Source organism: Pelagibacterium luteolum (genome assembly GCF_900100665.1).
In the GTDB taxonomy this organism is placed as follows: Bacteria; Pseudomonadota; Alphaproteobacteria; order Rhizobiales; family Devosiaceae; genus Pelagibacterium; species Pelagibacterium luteolum.
The window spans coordinates 1-15,776 of the sequence record NZ_FNCS01000025.1 but is presented as its reverse complement, the minus strand read 5'-3'; the positions used below and the strand labels follow the sequence as shown (position 1 = coordinate 15,776).

Sequence of the window (15,776 nt, the reverse complement as noted above, 5' to 3'; positions counted from 1 at the left end):
GGGCCGTGCTGGCTGATGTTGTTTGACGATTCGATTGCGTATTGTGGACCGGCTCCGGTCCCCGCCACTTTAATTTTCCAATGGAATTTTGACCCCTTCGCCTTCGTAGCGATCATCGCCCTCGTCTATGCGTGGCTGATGGTAGGGCGGCGCGATAGCGTCGGTCGCGCGGCCCTGATGGGCGCGATCGGGCTTATCGTCCTTGCGTTCTTCTCACCGCTCTGCGCCCTTACCGTGTCGCTGTTTTCGGCGCGTGTGTTTCACCATGTTATCCTCATCGCGGTGATCGCGCCGTTGCTCGCGATCGCCCTGCCTTGGCGATCCGGCCCATTGCTTCCCCTGGCGGCGGTGACCTTGCTCAATGCGCTGCTGGTCTGGATATGGCATGCGCCTTCGGCCTACGAGTGGGCTGTGATGGACGCTGCGCCCTACTGGCTCATGCAAATCTCGCTGCTAGGGAGTGCCTGGCTGTTCTGGCGTGAGGTGCTTTCGCCTCTGACCCGCAACGGGGCGGCTCTGATCGCCTTGGTGGCGTTTGTAGCGCAGATGGGTCTGCTTGGCGCGCTCCTCGTCTTCAGCCCGTTCGCCGTCTATTCCATACATTTCCAGACCACTGCAGCGTTTGGCCTTTCGGCGCTGTCAGACCAGCAGCTTGCGGGCCTTCTGATGTGGGTGCCGGCGATGCTGCCCTATCTGGCCGCCGGCCTTGGCCTCCTGATGCGCCTGGTCAAAGGACAGCCCGAAGCGCAGAGGGCTGGATGGACGCACTGACGACGCTTCTAAAATTCGTCCACATTGCTGGCATCGCCGTATGGGCTGCTGGCCTGGTCTGTCTTCCGTTTCTGTTTGCGCAGCGCAAGGATGCGGGACGGCCCGACGCTGTTCATCGGCTTCACGCCATGGTCCGATTCTTTTACGTCGTGATCCTGTCGCCTGCCGCGTTCATCGCTGTTGGCAGTGGGACAGCCCTCGTTTTCCTGCGATCGACGTTCGAGCCATGGTTTGCGCTCAAGCTCGCACTCGTCGGGCTCATGGTGATTATTCACCTGCTTTCGGGCTTGCTGATCCTGAAGCTTTTCGATGAGAAGACCAAGTATTCTCGGCTGCGGTACGTAGTGGTCACCGGCGGAACGCTGATCGTCGTGTCGGCCATTCTCACGATCGTATCGGGCAAGCCGGACATCGATTTCGAGTCGATGGTCCCCGATTGGGTGGCGCCAGGCAAACTATCGGAGCTGGTGATGCCGGTCTTGGGGTGGGCTCAGTGAAATCAATAGCCCGCATTTTCTCAACGGTCGCAGCGCTTCTAACGCTTTCCGCATGCGCTGCACCACTATCAACCCTCGATCCCGCCGGCCCGTCCGCTACAGCGATCTCGACGCTGTGGTGGGTGATGTTCTGGTCGTCGGTGGTTATCTTCATTTTGATGATGGCTGTACTCACGACCATCTGGCTGCGTCCCGGCTTGGCGCGAACAGTGCGGCCGGGAAAATGGATCATCTATGGCGGCCTAGCGGTGCCTGGGGCGCTGCTGACGGTGCTCGTGGGGTTTGCGCTCTATACCGGCGAGCGCCTGCTGGCGCACCCCATCGAAGACGCCCCGCCGCGCATCAGCGCGCATGGGGTGATGTGGCAATGGCAGTTCAGCTATCCCGAACTTGGCGATGTCGGTCCAACGCGTGTTCTCCACATCCCGGCGGGCCAGCCGGTGGATATTCTCGTCACGAGCGGCGATGTCGTGCATTCGTTCTGGGTGCCGCGACTTGCAGGCAAGATCGACGCGATTCCGGGGCATGAAAATGTCGTGCGTATTCAAGCCGATCGCCCGGGTTCCTATCAGGGCGTGTGTGCGGAATTTTGTGGCAATGGCCATACGCGCATGCTGTTCCAGGTCGAGGCCCACGAGCCCGAATTATATGCCAATGCCGTAAGGGAGGCCGCACAATGACCGACCTGACGCCTGAAACACCGAGCCCGATCCGTCTCCATAAGCAGCTTGAGCGCATATGGGGCACGGGTCCCGGATTGCAGCGGCTGGCGGCGGTAAACCACACGGTGATCGGAAAGCGGTTCATGATTACCGCTTTCGTGTTCTTCGCCATCGGCGGCTTGCTGGCGATGCTGATCCGGGCACAGCTTGCGACGCCTAATGCAGCGTTCGTTGGGCCAGAGCTCTACAATCAGCTCTTCTCCATGCATGGCACTGTGATGATGTTTCTCTTTGCCATTCCGATGCTGGAAGGGCTGGCGATCTATCTTTTGCCCAAGATGCTTGGCGCGCGCGACCTCGCGTTTCCGCGCCTGACGGCCTATGGCTATTGGTGTTATTTGTTCGGCGGTACGATCATTGTCGTATCGATGCTGTTCGGCGTCGCTCCAGACAGCGGGTGGTTCATGTACACCCCGCTGTCCTCCCAGCCCTACACACCTGGAATCAATGCCGATATCTGGCTGCTAGGCGTCACATTCGTCGAAATTTCAGCAGTGTCTGCGGCGATCGAGATCACAGTCACCATTTTGAAACTGCGCGCGCCGGGCATGTCGCTCAACCGCATGCCGCTCTTTGCGTGGTACATGCTGGTGACCGCTCTGATGATGGTGTTCGGGTTCCCGCCCCTCATCCTCGGTTCAATTCTGCTCGAACTGGAACGGGCCTTCGGCTTACCGTTCTTTGATCCCGAGCGCGGCGGTGATCCATTGCTCTGGCAGCATCTGTTCTGGCTGTTCGGCCATCCCGAGGTCTATATCATCTTCCTGCCGGCGGCGGGCGCGATATCGACGATGATCCCCGTCTTCGCGCAGCGAAAGATCGTTGGATATCATGCCATTATAGCCGCCATCGTGGCGTTGGCGTTCCTGTCGTTCGGTCTGTGGGTGCACCACATGTTCACCGTCGGCATCCCCCATCTGGCTCTCGCATTCTTTTCCGCTGCCAGCGCCATCGTTGCCATACCGACAGCGGTGCAAATCTTTGCCTGGCTGGCTACGCTGGCCCATGGACGACCACGCTTCGACATACCGATGCTCTATATTTTCGGCTTTTTCGTCGTGTTCGTGATCGGGGGTTTGACCGGTGTCATGCTCGCGATGGTGCCCTTTAACCAGCAGGCCCATGACAGCTATTTCGTTGTGGCCCACCTCCACTATGTCCTTGTGGGTGGGTTTGTTTTCCCGATGTTGGCAGCGGTTTACTTCTGGCTGCCACACATCACCGGCCGGCAATCGGTACATCGAATTTCGGTACCCGCCTTCTGGCTGATCTTTATCGGTTTCAACCTGACATTCTTCCTGATGCACCTGACCGGTCTCATGGGAATGCCGAGGAGAATCTATACTTACCCCTCCAATTTCGGCTGGGATTGGCTCAACCTTCTCTCCAGCGTTGGCGGGTTTATCCTGACCATGGGATTTGCGCTGTTCGCTGTCGATCTGATCCTGCAGTTCAGGTTCGGCCGGCATTTCCGGCGCAATATCTGGAAGGCGTCGACGCTGGACTGGGCCATGCCCACACGACCAACGTCCTACGCCTTCGCGTCCTTGCCGAAAATCGAAGAGCGAGCTGATGGCATCGATCCTGATCGGCTTGGGGCGGAACTGGCGGCGGGCAAGGGATACCTCGGATTTGCGCGCAACAATCGCATGGAAACCCTCGCTGTCGATATGACGACGGGCCGGCTCGAACATCTGGTCGTGCTTCCCAATGCGACATATCTGCCGCTGCTCTCGGCGGGGCTTACGGGGAGCGTAGTACTATGCACGCTCTTCAAGTTGTACATTGGCGCGATCGTCTTCGCCATTGCAACTGTTAGTAGTTTCTTCCTCTGGTCGAGGACGACGGGCCTTACGACCGACAGCGGACCGGTGCCGGTCGGCAATGGTGAATTCGTGCCGCCGGATGTCGAGGTGGATGGCTCTACGCCATGGTGGGCGATGGTTTTTGCGCTTTCGGCGAATGGGACGCTGTTTGCGTCTCTTATTTTCGGGGCGCTTTACCTGTGGCTCGTGGCTCCCGCCTGGCCGCCTGCTGAAATTGCCGATCCCGGCTTTTGGCTCTGGCTCGCGCCTGTTGCGATGATCGTGTCGAGTATAGTCGCACGCTGGGCTACGGGGATAAATCGGCAGGGGGGCAATTTCGCGCCGGCACTGTTTGCCATTGTCATAATCGACGGTTTGACAATCGTGCTGATTTCACTTGCCCTTAGCGCCCTGCCCGACCCGACCGCGCATGCCCATATCGCGACCGTCGCGGCCATTCTGGGCTATGGCTGGCTGCATGCGGCAGGCGGATTTTGCTTTGCGCTCAATGGCTTGATGAAGGCCCGTGGCGGATACGTCTCCGCACGCCGTTCGCTGCCGCTGCGGCTGTCGGTTTTGTGGCACGATTATACTGCTGTTACGGGCGTGATTGGAGCGCTTCTGATTGGGGCGATGCCGATGCTGATCGGGATGCTGGAAGGAGTGCGGTGATGGGTGAAGCGCATGTCCCCGCCAATCGTATCCTCTTGATTCCACTTGGATTTACGATCTGGGCGGCGGCGTTCGTGGTGCTATATGCGACCAATGCCATCGGCTGCGCCTTTGAATGGCCGAGCGCTGTTCAGCGGGGGATGCTGATTGCGATATCTCTAGGGTTTCTGGGCCTCGGCGGTGTCGCGTGGCACCTTGTTCACCGTCATTGGGAGCGGAACGCGAAGGCCGAAGTAGCGCCTGCTCCGACCCTGTCCATAATAGGCATATATGGGTTGGGATCGGCGTTTGTGGCGATGATCGGCGTCGCTATTCCGGTGTTGGCAACGAGCATGTGCATTTAGCTATTCATTTGGATCGACGATCATCCCGACGCCGTGATCAAAGACCAGCTTGCCACCATGCCATCCGGCAAGGCCGGTAAATATCCCCGCGAGGATCGAGAGCGATAGTCCCAGGGGCAGGACAGCGTCCGGCTCGGCCAGTCGCAGCCCCCAATTGGTGCCCGCAATGGCGATAAGTGTCATGGCGGCAAGGGCGTGCGTCCAGCTTCCGATCCGACCGCGAATGCCTTTTACGAGAACCAATTCTGCCGTCCCGGCAATGCCGGCGGCGACGCCGAAGACGAAAGCAAAGCCTGCCGACCAAAGACCTGCCCGCACCCAGAAGGGATCGGCGGTCCACCAATAGAAGATATCCGCGCCCAGCGTCGCAAAGACGAGAGCGATGGGGAAATGCACCATCATGGCGTGAATTGGGTGCCCTGCAACGGCAACGGCCGATTGCACGTCGTCCTTGAGAACTTCAGCGATGACCGGATTGTCTGGATTGTCTTCTTCAGCCACTAACGCCCCCATGCATGCGATATATGCTCAATGACTGCGACAGGGTCGAGGTTCCCTATCGGCGTCAGGCATCCTGCGGATCGAGCGGCAGGCTGAGGACGCACTGAAGCGAATCTTCACCAAGAACGAACTTGGTCGCCGCGCCGAGCTGGTAGGGTATCGCTTCCTCGATCAACTGGCGACCGAAACCGCGGGGACGGTCCGGATCGATCGCGCGAGGCGGAAAACGCTCGCGCCATTCGATGATCAGCAATCCGCCGTCGGCGGCGTTTCCGCGCATGGACCAGACAATATCGACCCTGCCCTCGTTGGTGGCCAGGCCGCCATGTCGCACGGCGTTGGTACTTAACTCGTGGATCACGAGCATCAGGGTCTGCAGACTACCGTCTGCCACAAGGACCCGCGGCCCTTCCGTGTGGATCTGATCCCAGCTCGACGCCACCGCACCAAGCTCGATACTGAGGAGACGTTCGACGGTTATGCCCTGATTGTCAGCGCGCGAGAGAAGTCCCTGAACGCGCGATAGCGCACCCAGGCGACTGTCGAAGGCCCGCTGGAAGTCCTGGAGCGACCCGACCGCTTCAACGGTCTGCGACGCTATGGAGCGGACGACCGCAAGCAGATTTCGTGTCCGGTGCTGAAGCTCTCCGACAAGAAGTCCCTGCTGCTCTTGCAGCATGCGGACGTCGTGGATGTCTGCAGCTGAGCCGACCCACTCCTGCGTTCCGCCGGCGGAAGGGCCGATGGGGACGGCGCGCGTCTGGTGCCAACGATACATGCCATCGGTCTGCCGCCGAATGCGATGCTCGCCGTAATAGGTGTTGCCGTCATAGGCGGCTTCGTCCCACTTCTTGAGCGCGACGTCGCGGTCATCGGGATGGATGGCGTCCAGCCAGCCATACCCTTCGGATTCCGCATTGCCCATACCGGTATAGGTTGCCCATTGCGGGCTGGCCCAGGTGCGGCGCCCCTCGGTCGTCGAACGGAAAACCAGATGGGGAACTGTCGTTGCAAGAAGGCGAAATCGCTCCTCGCTTTCCATGAGGGCGATCTCGTGCTGGCGGCGCAGGGTCATGTCCTGGCCGATCTTGAGAAAGCCTCTCAATGAACCATCCGCCTCGGTCAGCGGCCAGACACTGCCCTCAATGAATACGCGCGAGCCTGATTTGTGCTGATGCCAGCGAACATCGGGGGCATAACCGCGCTCCAGAGCGGTGTTGAATTCCTGTTCGGGAACCCCGCTCTCACGGTCCTCGGGGACGAAGATAAGAGACGCGGGTTTACCCAGGATGTCGGGCGCGTCCCACCCGAACACCGATGATGCGCCAGGCGGCCAACTGTCGATGATGCCATCCGCATCGGTGGTGAAGATCGCGTAGTCGCGGGCATTCTCGACGATAAGGCGAAAGCGTTCGTCGTCGTCCGTGAACGGCGGGCGCCCGGGCTGATCGATCGTGCGACCTTCCGTCATGAACAGCCTCCCGACATCAGCTCTGCCGGCGCATGGCGCCGGTCAAAAGACGCGCCCAGCGTTCACGATCGCCCATAGCAGTGGCCCCGACAGTCGGCCGGTGAGGATCGGGTATTGGATAGTGTCGCTCAACCGCGTCTTGCCGCAGCGGGGCCGCGATAGGGGTGGGGCGGAAATCGGCGACTTTTCGCCGGAGATGGTCAAAATCGAGGGGTTTGGGCAAAACATCGATACTGCGATAGCGTTCATCGATCTGATCGGGTTGATACGCCGTGGCAAAGACAATGGGCACGCCCCGTGCCTTGAGGACATCAACGAGCTCGTAGACCTCCTCGCCGAACAACTTGATATCGAGGATCGCTCCATCGAGGCGACGACGGCCGATAATCAAATGGGCATAATGAACGGTAGGCGCAGGTCCAAGGACAAGCGCGCCGTGGCTCTTGAGATCATTACAAACCTCACGGGCAAGGACGTAGTCATCTTCAACGACGAGCACACATTTGCCCGCGATATCGTCGGCCTGTTTTTCATCGACGAGGGCGCTCATGCCGCACCTGAGGTGTCACGTGCTGCCAGCATGTTGGACAGTTCAACGATCAGACGGTCCGTATCGGTCGGCTTTTCAAAGCGACGGATCGTGCTGAAAACGGCTGGCACCGTCCAGTTGTCATAGCCGGTGGCAAAGACGAAAGGTATGTCGAGTTCGGTCAGTTTTTCGGCGACTGGAAACACAAGACGCTCCCTTACATTGATGTCGAGAACCGCCGCATCGGGCCAGGGCGTCGCGGACAATGCTTCCAGCGCTGCGTCCACGCTGGAGTATGGCCCCATGACATGTGCACCCTGTTCGGACAGCGCCATCTCGAGGGTAAGTGCGATCAAATATTCGTCTTCAACAACCATGATGGCTTTCCCGGAAATACCGGGACCCGTCGTACCCATCCTGTCCTCCGCTTTGATCGCCGGCACGACGTCCAGCGCTATCAGAACCAATGGGAGGGGTGTTTTGTTGCAAAACGTACCCAAATTTGTGCATCGACCTGCGGCAGCGATATGGAACACGGTTCGTGCCCCGTTCGTTCTTGCTCCAGACCGGACCGCGGGGCGTGACCCTCGCCGCAGCGCGACCGGGTTTCCGCCTAACCTAAGTTATTGCGCCCGCCGATACCCAAGGACACAAGCATGCCAAAGACCCTCACCGCTCTCGCGCTCAATGGTACGCTCAAACCGTCCAAGGGCAAGGAGAGTTCGTCCACCGACCGGATGATCCAATTGCTCTTAAGCGAACTGAAATCCCTGGGGATCGAAGGCGAGACCATTCGGCTTGCCGACCACAATATCCTGCCCGGGGTGACATCGGACGAAGGTAAAGGCGATGAGTGGCCGGCTATTCGAGAGAAAATTCTTGCCGCCGACATCTTGATTGCAGGGACCCCTGTCTGGATGGGCCAGCCCTCGAGCGTCATCAAGCGGGCGATGGAACGCCTGGACGCCTTCATCAGCGAAAAGGACGACGAGGGCCGCATGCCCTCCTACGGTCGTGTGGCCGCGGTGGCTGTTGTGGGCAATGAGGATGGCGCGCACCACGTATCTGCCGAGCTGTTCCAGGCCCTCAATGATGTCGGCTTTTCGCTTGCGCCCAACGCAGTGGCCTACTGGGTCGGCGAGGCCATGGGGTCGACCGACTTTAAAGATTTGAAAGCCGTGCCGGAAACGGTGAGCGGGACCATTACGATGGTCGCGCGCACGAGCGCCCATCTGGCGCGGTTGTTGGCCCAAGACCCCTATCCCAGCCTGGACTGACCTGTATCGATGAAGACCATGCCCAATGATCTGTTGATTGCACGATTGCAGAGCCATCTGGCGCTCGATGAGTCCGAGCGCAACGGGCTTGCCGGCCTGCCCTGTCAGATGCGCAGCATGCCCGGACGCAATTTGGCGCTGGCCGGCAAGCTGTCCGAAAACCACGTGCACATGATCATCGAAGGCTATGCCTGCCGGTATCGCGACCTCGCGGACGGGCGGCGGCAAATCCTGTCGCTTTTGATGCCAGGGGACGTCATCGATCTGCGCCAATTCGTTCTGGGTGGCATGCAGCCGGCCGTGGCGACCCTGTCGGTTGCTACACTGGCGGCCATTCCCAATGCGAGCCTTTTCCGACTGCTCGAAGACCACCCGCGCATTACGACGGCGCTCTGGAGCACTACGCTCGTTGAAGAATCGATTTCCCGAGAGTGGCTGGTGTCGATCGGCAAGCGATCGGCCATCGAGCGGATGGCGCATCTTCTGTGCGAAACCTTCCTGCGTCTCGCTGCCGTGGGCCGAACCGAGGGTGCCCGCTTCCCCCTGCCCCTGACCCAGAGCGAATTGGCGGATGCGCTGGGCCTGTCCACGGTCCATGTGAACCGTACGCTCCAGGAGTTGCGCAAATCTGGCCAGATTGCCTTTCAGGCCGGGACCGTCGAAATCTTCGACTTCAATGCGCTGGCGGCTCAGGCGATGTTTTCTCCCGATTATCTGCACCTGCGTGAAATGCCGCTGATCGGCGCCGTTCCGGCTTGATCATTTAAAGGTTTTGGGTAGGGACTGGCGCACCTTGCCATAGCCCTGCCAAGGGTCCGGCCCCGTAGCGCGTTCGGCAGCAGCATCGAGCGAAAAGCCGTTGGCTTGCTTGAGATCGTCCAGTTCATCCCAAGAGAGCGGCACGGCGCAGGGCGCCCCTTCACGCGCACGGGTTGAATAGGGCGCGATGGCCGTCGAGCCCCGCTCGTTGCGCAGATAGTCGACGAACAGCTTGCCCTTTCGCGCCTTTTTCGACAGCGTCGCGGTGTAGCGATCGGGCTGTGTTTCGGCCAGATGTTTGGCAAAGCCCGACGCGAAAGCTTTGACCTCGGGCCATTCGGCACTGCGGGTGAGAGGCGCGATGACATGGATGCCCTTTCCGCCCGTGGCCATGGGGAAGGTCTTGAGGCCGATGTCTGCAAGTCGGTCGCGGATGTCGAGGGCGGCGGATTTGACATCGGCGAAATCGAGGCCTTCATCGGGGTCGATGTCGAAGACAAGCCGGTCAGGCTTTTCGATGTCGTCACGGCGCGAGCCCCAGATGTGGAATTCAAGAACACCCATCTGCACGCCTGCCAAGAGTCCATCCAGCCCGTTGAGGGTGAAATAATCGTCCGAGGTGCCGTCTTTTTCCGTGATGGCGATCGAGTGCATGCCTTGGGAAAAGCCGCCGGTATCGTGCTTTTGGAAAAAGCACTGCTTGGCGCGACCCCCGGGGCAGCGAACGAGGCTCAAGGGGTGGTCGGTGATGTAGGGAAGCATCGCATCGACGACCGCAGCGTAGTAGGCGGCCAGCTTTGCTTTGGTGACGCCCTGGCCCGGATAGAGAAGCTTGTCGGGGCTCGTGAGCTTGATACCGGCCTTCTCCGCAGCAGCGATGCCTGCGTCGTCGGTCAGCTTTGCGCCCGGTGTCGATCTCTTGGTGCGCGGGCTGGTCACCTTGGTCGGCTTTTCCAAGGCGACGCCTTTGGCCGGTTTGTCTTCGCGCAGGCCGAGAAATGACGGGTGACGCAAGACGCCATCGGGCGTTTGCTCGGTATAGGCGATTTCGGCAAGATGGCGTGGCGTGACCCAGCGCGCATTGCGCGACATCTGGGACGGGACGCCGGTGAGCGGAGCGGATTTGCGGGCGGCGGCGTCGAGCAATTTTTGCAGATCCTCACGCGTCTGGTCCGAAAATCCGGTGCCGACGCGTCCGCGATAGACGAGCTTTCCGTCTTCCTCGGTGGCCAGCAGCAGGGAGGCGAAGACGCCCTTGCGTTTTTCGGACGGCGACCAGCCTACGATGATGAATTCCTGGCGCAGCGTGCATTTGATCTTGAGCCATGTTTTCGCGCGGCCGGACAAGTATTCGGCCGATGCCTTCTTGGCGATGACGCCCTCGAGCCCGGCCTTGCAGATGGCGTCGAACACCTCCTGCCCCTTCCCTTCGATATCGGGGGAGAGCTGGATGGCATCGTGGCGCTCTCGCGTACCGATTAGCTCTTCGAGCGCCTTCTTGCGGTCGACGAGCGGGAGATTGCGAAGGGATTTGCCGTCGCGCTCGAGGAGATCAAACGCGAAGAAAACCAGCGGACCACCATCGGATAATGCCGCCTTGAGAGTAGAGAAATCGGTCTTGCCGTCGGCGTTAAAGGCACAGATTTCGCCGTCGATGAGGGCTGATCCCTTGGTGACCTTCGAGAGCGGGGCGACGAGGGACGCGAATTTCTCGGTCCAGTCATGGCCGTGGCGGGTGTAGAGCTTGACGGTGTCGCCAGAGATCGCGGCGATGCAGCGGTAGCCGTCATACTTCATCTCGAACAGCCAATCCTTGCCGACCGGCACGTCATCGACGAGCGTAGCGAGTTGGGGTTCGACGAATTTCGGCAGCGCCTTCGCGGTGGATTTCGTGAGGCGCTTCGGCTTCTTGCCGCTGGCGATCGCATCCATCGCGCGGCCGGTCGAAACGCTGGTGTCGGTATCGAGGATCGCTTCGCCCTTGCCGTCGGTGGCGAAGGAATCGTGCTCCTTGATCAACAGCCAGTTTTCGCGCTTGTCGCCGGGTTTTGCTTTCATGCGGATCAACGCCCAGTCGCCCTTCATGCGCTCGCCATCGAGCCGGACTTTGAGCTTGCCGGACTTAAACCCCGCCTTGGGTTCTTCGATCGGCTCCCATGTGCCGAAATCCCAGAGCATCACCGTGCCGCCGCCGTATTGGCCTTTTGGGATGGTGCCCTCAAACGTGGCATAGTCTAGCGGGTGATCCTCAGTGCGAACGGCAAGGCGCTTGTCGGCGGGATCGGTGCTCGGGCCGCGGGTTACGGCCCAGCTCTTGAGCACGCCCTCGTATTCGAGTCGGAAATCATAGTGCAGGCGCGTTGCATCGTGCTTTTGCACCACGAAGATGTTGCCGCTTTCTGACGGCGTGCCGCCATCCGGCTCGCTGGTCTGGGCAAAGTCTCGCTTGGCGCGGTATTCATCGAGCAGATCGCGGGCACGGGCCATGGTGAAATCCGGGAACAGGCGTTGGCGGCTGAAGCGCGCTCACCCAACGCGCCATTCCTCTCAACCGTTCCCGTCCCAGCGAGTAAGCCGAGTAACATGTGTTAATGCGAACATATATGTGTCCTCTAGTGTTTCCGGGTGGGGCCAAGGAGCGCAATATGTTTGCACGCAAAAGCGTGTTGGAATCGGTACGCGAGGAAGTCGATCGTCACCACCACCGGCTGTTGAAGCTGGAGGAGAGTGCGATCCGCATCGCTGTCGATCACAAGTGCAATGACCACAGCCTGATCCGGCTGGCATTGCTGCGTCGCAGCCGCGACGCGCAAACAGTGCTCAAGCTCTAGCCCTCAAAACGCGTCAGCCACCGGCGTTTTGCTGCAGCCACACTGAGGCAATGGTTTCCTCAGCGTCCAACCCAGAGCGTCGGGGCCGCTTTGCGCGGATCGCGGCAACCTCATCGGCCAATTGCCCCTGCTCCCAGTTTTCAAAGACTGCGGGATGGATGTAACATGCACGGCAAACGGCGCGGGTATTGCCAAGACGGCGCGAGACCTTGTCGATCACGGCATTGAGCGTTTTGGCGCGCGCTGTCTTGGTTTCGGGGACGTCGGTTTTCGATAGCAGCGTCAGCGCACGCATCGTGCCGCCCCATGTCCGAAAATCCTTTGAACTGAACCGCTCGCCGATCGCCGCCCGGATATATGCGTTGACGTCGTGCGAACCGACATCGTGAAGGCCGCGCTCTTCGTCACGGTAGCGGAACAGGCGCTGACCGGGCAAATCTTCGATCGAGCGCAGGATGCGCGCCATGCGACGGTCGGTGAAATCGATATCCCACTCCTTTCCCGACTTGCCCTTGAAGGCGAAGTTGAAGCGAGAGCCCGAAACCTCGAGGTGGCGCGTCCGCAAGGTGGTCAATCCAAAACTCTTGTTATCCCGAGCATAGGTGTCGTTGCCGACGCGGATCATCGTGTTGTCGAGGAGCCAAGCGACGGTAGCGACCACCTTGTCGCGCGGCAGGCCTCGCAGACCAAGATCGGCGTCAATGACTTTGCGCAGTTTGGGTAGGGCCGCCGAAAACTCGGCCAGAAGTGCATATTTGGCGCTGCCGCGCTCTTCATGCCAGCGATTGTGATAGCGATACTGCTTACGGCCCTTCAGATCCCGACCCGTCGCCTGAATGTGCCCATCGGGGTCGTCACAAATCCAGACATTGGTCCATGCGGGTGGGATGGCCAGCGCGCGAATTCGCGCCACGTCAGACTCGCGCAAGACCAGGCGACCGCTGGCGCGGCGATAGGAAAAGCCTTTGCCATGCCGACGGCGCGTGATGCCTGGCTCGTCGTCATTGACATAGCGCAGCGCGCCATTGGCGAGGTCGGGCTCAATTGCGTTCATGATGGCCGTCAACTGCTGGTCAACCCGCCGCCATTGACGTGAATGGTCTGGCCTGTGATGTAGCTGCCATCGGCGCTGGCCAAAAGCAGGTAAGCCGGCGCCACTTCATTGGGCTGCCCCGGACGACCCAGCGGCGTATCCGAGCCGAACTCCTCGACCTTATCGGGTGGAAAACTCGCTGGAATCAGTGGCGTCCAGATTGGGCCCGGCGCTACTGCATTGACGAGAATTTCACGCTCGGCAAAGCGGTTGGCGAGTGAGCGCGTAAGTGTCACGATGGCGCCCTTGGTCATGGAATAATCAACGAGTTCCGGGTGCCCGCGATAGGCGACGATGGACGCCGTATTGATGATACGGCTGCCGTTTTCGAGGTGATCGATGACGGCCTGCACCATGAAGAAATAGCCAAAGATATTCGTGCGAAAAACCCGCTCGACATCCTCCGGCGCCGTCTCGCTCAGATCCTTGCGGACATACTGTTCGGCAGCGTTGTTGACGAGAATATCGATGCGACCGAATTTTTCGAGCGTTTGGGCGGCGATCGACTTGCAGAATTCCGGGTCGCCGATGTCGCCCGGAACGAGCAGGGCCTCGCTGCCCTCTTTTTCGATCGCGGCCTTCGTCGTCTCGGCGTCCTCATGCTCATCGAGATAGGCGATGACGAGCTTGGCCCCTTCGCGCGCGAACAGAACGCTGACCGCACGGCCTATCCCCGAGTCCCCGCCGGTCACAATTGCCACCTTGCCCTTGAGCCGCCCGCTGCCTGGAAAAAAGGGCATGTAAGCCGGTTCCGGCGTCATCTCGCCTTCGCAACCCGGCTGGCGGTTCTGTTTCTGGGCAGGCTGTTCTGGCATTGGTCGCAAGCTCCTTGTGATCTGGCCAGCACAATGATTGCGAACTCCGCTTCGTTCCGCTGCGCTGGCCCACCGAAAGCGCGGCTTGCACTCCTGCCGCGCTATGGCACGAAGATCATTGGAACCTATTGCTTTGAGTTAAGCTTTTGAGGGCCTATAGGACTTTCAATAGGTTGTGGCGACCCAAGCTATGTGCTCTGTTCGCCCGGAACGATTTGCGGGCATGGAAACCACATTGAGCGACGCGGCGGCGCCAGGACTATCTGTTGGACGAATGAAGCGAAAGATCGATGCGGCCATCGCGTCGATCATCTTTGCGGTGATCGTCACGATTTCGATCTTGGTCCTCACCGCCATGCTTGTGGTTCAGGGGTACAACGATCAGTTCGAACGCGCCGAAACGACCGCGGCCGCGGACGCGCATATCGTTGCCGTCCATACCCAATGGATGGTGGAAGCGAGCCTTCAGGCGCTCGAGCGGATCAAGGACAGCATTGCGCTCGAAGGCACATGGCCGCAAGACCGGGGGCTGGGCAATATCGATGAGCAACTCAGCAGCTTGCCCAATTACATGCGGATTTCCGTCTATGGGCCGGCGGAAATTTGCGACTTTCCAATGACGACGAGATGCGCCCGCTCAATGTCTCCGCCGAACCTTTTTTCAGCGATCTCGTCGCCGGCGGGGACTACCTGATTTCACCTATGATGCTCGGAGAGGGCACGCAGGCTACGGGATATGTCGTGGCCAAGCGACTGACCAATAACGGCACTTTCGCAGGGGTTGCCGCGGTATCGATCTCCAATCAAATGCTTGCCGAGGTTTGGCGCTCGCTCGACCTCGATGATGGCTCCGCGATATCGCTCGTGCGGAACGATGGCTGGATTGTCGCACGACACCCCGCCCCTGCCGAAGTCAGTACACTTATCGACTATGAACTGTTTACTGAGCATTTGGCGCGCGCGCCGCAGGGCACCTATCTCGCCGAAGCATCCCCGGTGGATGGTGCAAGGCGCATCGTTGGATACCGGACGCTCGACACGATACCCCTCGTCGCCATCGCGGCACTATCGACCGACGCGGCAATGGCGCGGTTCTGGCAGAATGTGGCTATCGTTCTCGCATTGATCATCCCCGGCCTCGGCGGCATGCTGGCCGCGCTGGGCTGGTTGCTCCGCATATTGAAGCGTGATCGGAAGACACGCGAAAAGCTGGCCGAGGCCGTGGAGAAAAACCACGTGCTGTTCAGGGAAATCCACCACCGGGTGAAGAATAATCTACAGGCGGTTTCCTCGCTGGTACAACTCCAGCCGGTGCCCGCAGCAGTCAAGGGCGAGATGGGCAGGCGCATCGCAGCGATGGTTGCCGTGCACGAACACATCTAGTAAGCCTCCGTTGAGGGCCGCCTTGGCCTGAGCGGCCGATCTGGTAGCAAACTATCGCTATGGATATCCTTACAGATAGAAGCCGTGTGGAGCGGCTCGAGATTGTGGACACGGGCCGGCGCAGGCGGTTCAGTGATGCGGAGAAGATCCGGATCGTTGAAGAAAGCTTGTCGGCCCCGCGAATGGGTTCGGCGACCGCACGACGGCATGGAATTGCGGTGCCATTGCTTTTTGCCTGGCGCAAGGCGTATCGCGACGGCCAGCTGGGCAACGAGGCGGCTTCGTTTTATCCGGTACGCTTGGATG

The 15,776-nt window shown here is 60.0% G+C and carries 18 protein-coding genes; 11 read left to right on the top strand and 7 right to left on the bottom strand.

What is annotated here, in order from left to right:
- Positions 1-15 precede the first annotated feature (15 nt).
- Genes BLR31_RS19765 through BLR31_RS19745 form a run of 5 tightly spaced genes read left to right on the top strand, consistent with a single transcriptional unit; the run spans position 16 to position 4,811 of the window.
- Positions 16-771 (top strand): cytochrome c oxidase assembly protein, encoded by a 756-nt coding sequence (locus tag BLR31_RS19765; protein ID WP_090599723.1) that lies wholly within the window; start codon positions 16-18, stop codon positions 769-771.
- Positions 759-1,268, top strand: coding sequence for a CopD family protein (locus BLR31_RS19760; protein WP_244505165.1), 510 nt, complete (start codon positions 759-761; stop codon positions 1,266-1,268). The genes BLR31_RS19765 and BLR31_RS19760 overlap by 13 nt, the downstream gene beginning before the upstream one ends.
- The gene (coxB, locus tag BLR31_RS19755) at positions 1,265-1,948 is read left to right on the top strand and encodes a cytochrome c oxidase subunit II (protein WP_210183959.1); all 684 of its coding nucleotides are present in this window, start codon (positions 1,265-1,267) and stop codon (positions 1,946-1,948) included. The genes BLR31_RS19760 and coxB overlap by 4 nt, the downstream gene beginning before the upstream one ends.
- On the top strand, positions 1,945-4,467 hold the full coding sequence (gene ctaD, locus BLR31_RS19750) for a cytochrome c oxidase subunit I (protein ID WP_090599719.1): 2,523 nt from the start codon (positions 1,945-1,947) through the stop codon (positions 4,465-4,467). Before coxB ends, ctaD begins: the two co-directional genes overlap by 4 nt.
- Complete coding sequence (locus BLR31_RS19745) at positions 4,467-4,811, top strand: hypothetical protein (protein ID WP_090599716.1); 345 nt, start codon at positions 4,467-4,469, stop codon at positions 4,809-4,811. The genes ctaD and BLR31_RS19745 overlap by 1 nt, the downstream gene beginning before the upstream one ends.
- On the opposite strand, the gene BLR31_RS19740 is transcribed toward BLR31_RS19745, so the two are convergent.
- Genes BLR31_RS19740 through BLR31_RS19725 form a run of 4 tightly spaced genes read right to left on the bottom strand, consistent with a single transcriptional unit; the run spans position 4,812 to position 7,728 of the window.
- On the bottom strand, positions 4,812-5,324 hold the full coding sequence (locus BLR31_RS19740) for a DUF2231 domain-containing protein (RefSeq protein ID WP_090599712.1): 513 nt from the start codon (positions 5,322-5,324) through the stop codon (positions 4,812-4,814).
- A gap of 52 nt (positions 5,325-5,376) precedes the next feature.
- Entirely contained in the window at positions 5,377-6,783 is a 1,407-nt protein-coding gene (locus BLR31_RS19735; RefSeq protein WP_090599709.1) for a PAS domain S-box protein, read from the bottom strand.
- A gap of 16 nt (positions 6,784-6,799) precedes the next feature.
- Entirely contained in the window at positions 6,800-7,333 is a 534-nt protein-coding gene (locus BLR31_RS19730; RefSeq protein WP_090599705.1) for a response regulator, read from the bottom strand.
- Positions 7,330-7,728 (bottom strand): response regulator, encoded by a 399-nt coding sequence (locus BLR31_RS19725; protein WP_143009464.1) that lies wholly within the window; start codon positions 7,726-7,728, stop codon positions 7,330-7,332. Before BLR31_RS19725 ends, BLR31_RS19730 begins: the two co-directional genes overlap by 4 nt.
- Positions 7,729-7,968: 240 nt before the next feature.
- Between BLR31_RS19725 and BLR31_RS19720 the strand changes: the two genes are divergently transcribed.
- Together BLR31_RS19720 and BLR31_RS19715 are read left to right on the top strand one after the other, a co-directional pair.
- Complete coding sequence (locus tag BLR31_RS19720; RefSeq protein ID WP_090599697.1) at positions 7,969-8,589, top strand: flavodoxin family protein; 621 nt, start codon at positions 7,969-7,971, stop codon at positions 8,587-8,589.
- Positions 8,590-8,598: 9 nt separating this feature from the next.
- Entirely contained in the window at positions 8,599-9,348 is a 750-nt protein-coding gene (locus tag BLR31_RS19715) for a Crp/Fnr family transcriptional regulator (RefSeq protein ID WP_090599694.1), read from the top strand.
- Here the strand turns inward: BLR31_RS19715 and ligD are convergent, their stop codons facing one another.
- Complete coding sequence (gene ligD / locus BLR31_RS19710) at positions 9,349-11,835, bottom strand: DNA ligase D (RefSeq protein WP_090599690.1); 2,487 nt, start codon at positions 11,833-11,835, stop codon at positions 9,349-9,351.
- Between the two features lie 158 nt (positions 11,836-11,993).
- Between ligD and BLR31_RS19705 the strand changes: the two genes are divergently transcribed.
- Positions 11,994-12,179 carry a hypothetical protein gene (locus BLR31_RS19705; protein ID WP_090599687.1) on the top strand — a complete coding sequence of 62 codons (186 nt, stop codon included), beginning with the start codon at positions 11,994-11,996 and terminating at the stop codon, positions 12,177-12,179.
- Positions 12,180-12,192: 13 nt separating this feature from the next.
- Here the strand turns inward: BLR31_RS19705 and BLR31_RS19700 are convergent, their stop codons facing one another.
- Entirely contained in the window at positions 12,193-13,233 is a 1,041-nt protein-coding gene (locus BLR31_RS19700; protein ID WP_090599790.1) for a DNA topoisomerase IB, read from the bottom strand.
- Between the two features lie 8 nt (positions 13,234-13,241).
- Positions 13,242-14,087: a glucose 1-dehydrogenase gene (locus tag BLR31_RS19695; RefSeq protein ID WP_090599685.1), complete on the bottom strand. Its 846-nt coding sequence runs from the start codon at positions 14,085-14,087 to the stop codon at positions 13,242-13,244.
- Positions 14,088-14,310: 223 nt separating this feature from the next.
- Between BLR31_RS19695 and BLR31_RS19690 the strand changes: the two genes are divergently transcribed.
- From BLR31_RS19690 to BLR31_RS19680, 3 genes are all read left to right on the top strand, one after another.
- A complete protein-coding gene (locus BLR31_RS19690; RefSeq protein WP_143009463.1) occupies positions 14,311-14,781 on the top strand; it encodes a hypothetical protein in 471 nt (156 codons plus the stop codon).
- A complete protein-coding gene (locus BLR31_RS19685; protein ID WP_090599678.1) occupies positions 14,715-15,470 on the top strand; it encodes a histidine kinase dimerization/phosphoacceptor domain -containing protein in 756 nt (251 codons plus the stop codon). The genes BLR31_RS19690 and BLR31_RS19685 overlap by 67 nt, the downstream gene beginning before the upstream one ends.
- Before the next feature lie 86 nt (positions 15,471-15,556).
- The coding region (locus BLR31_RS19680; protein WP_244505163.1) for a transposase at positions 15,557-15,776 on the top strand (220 nt) is incomplete at its 3' end.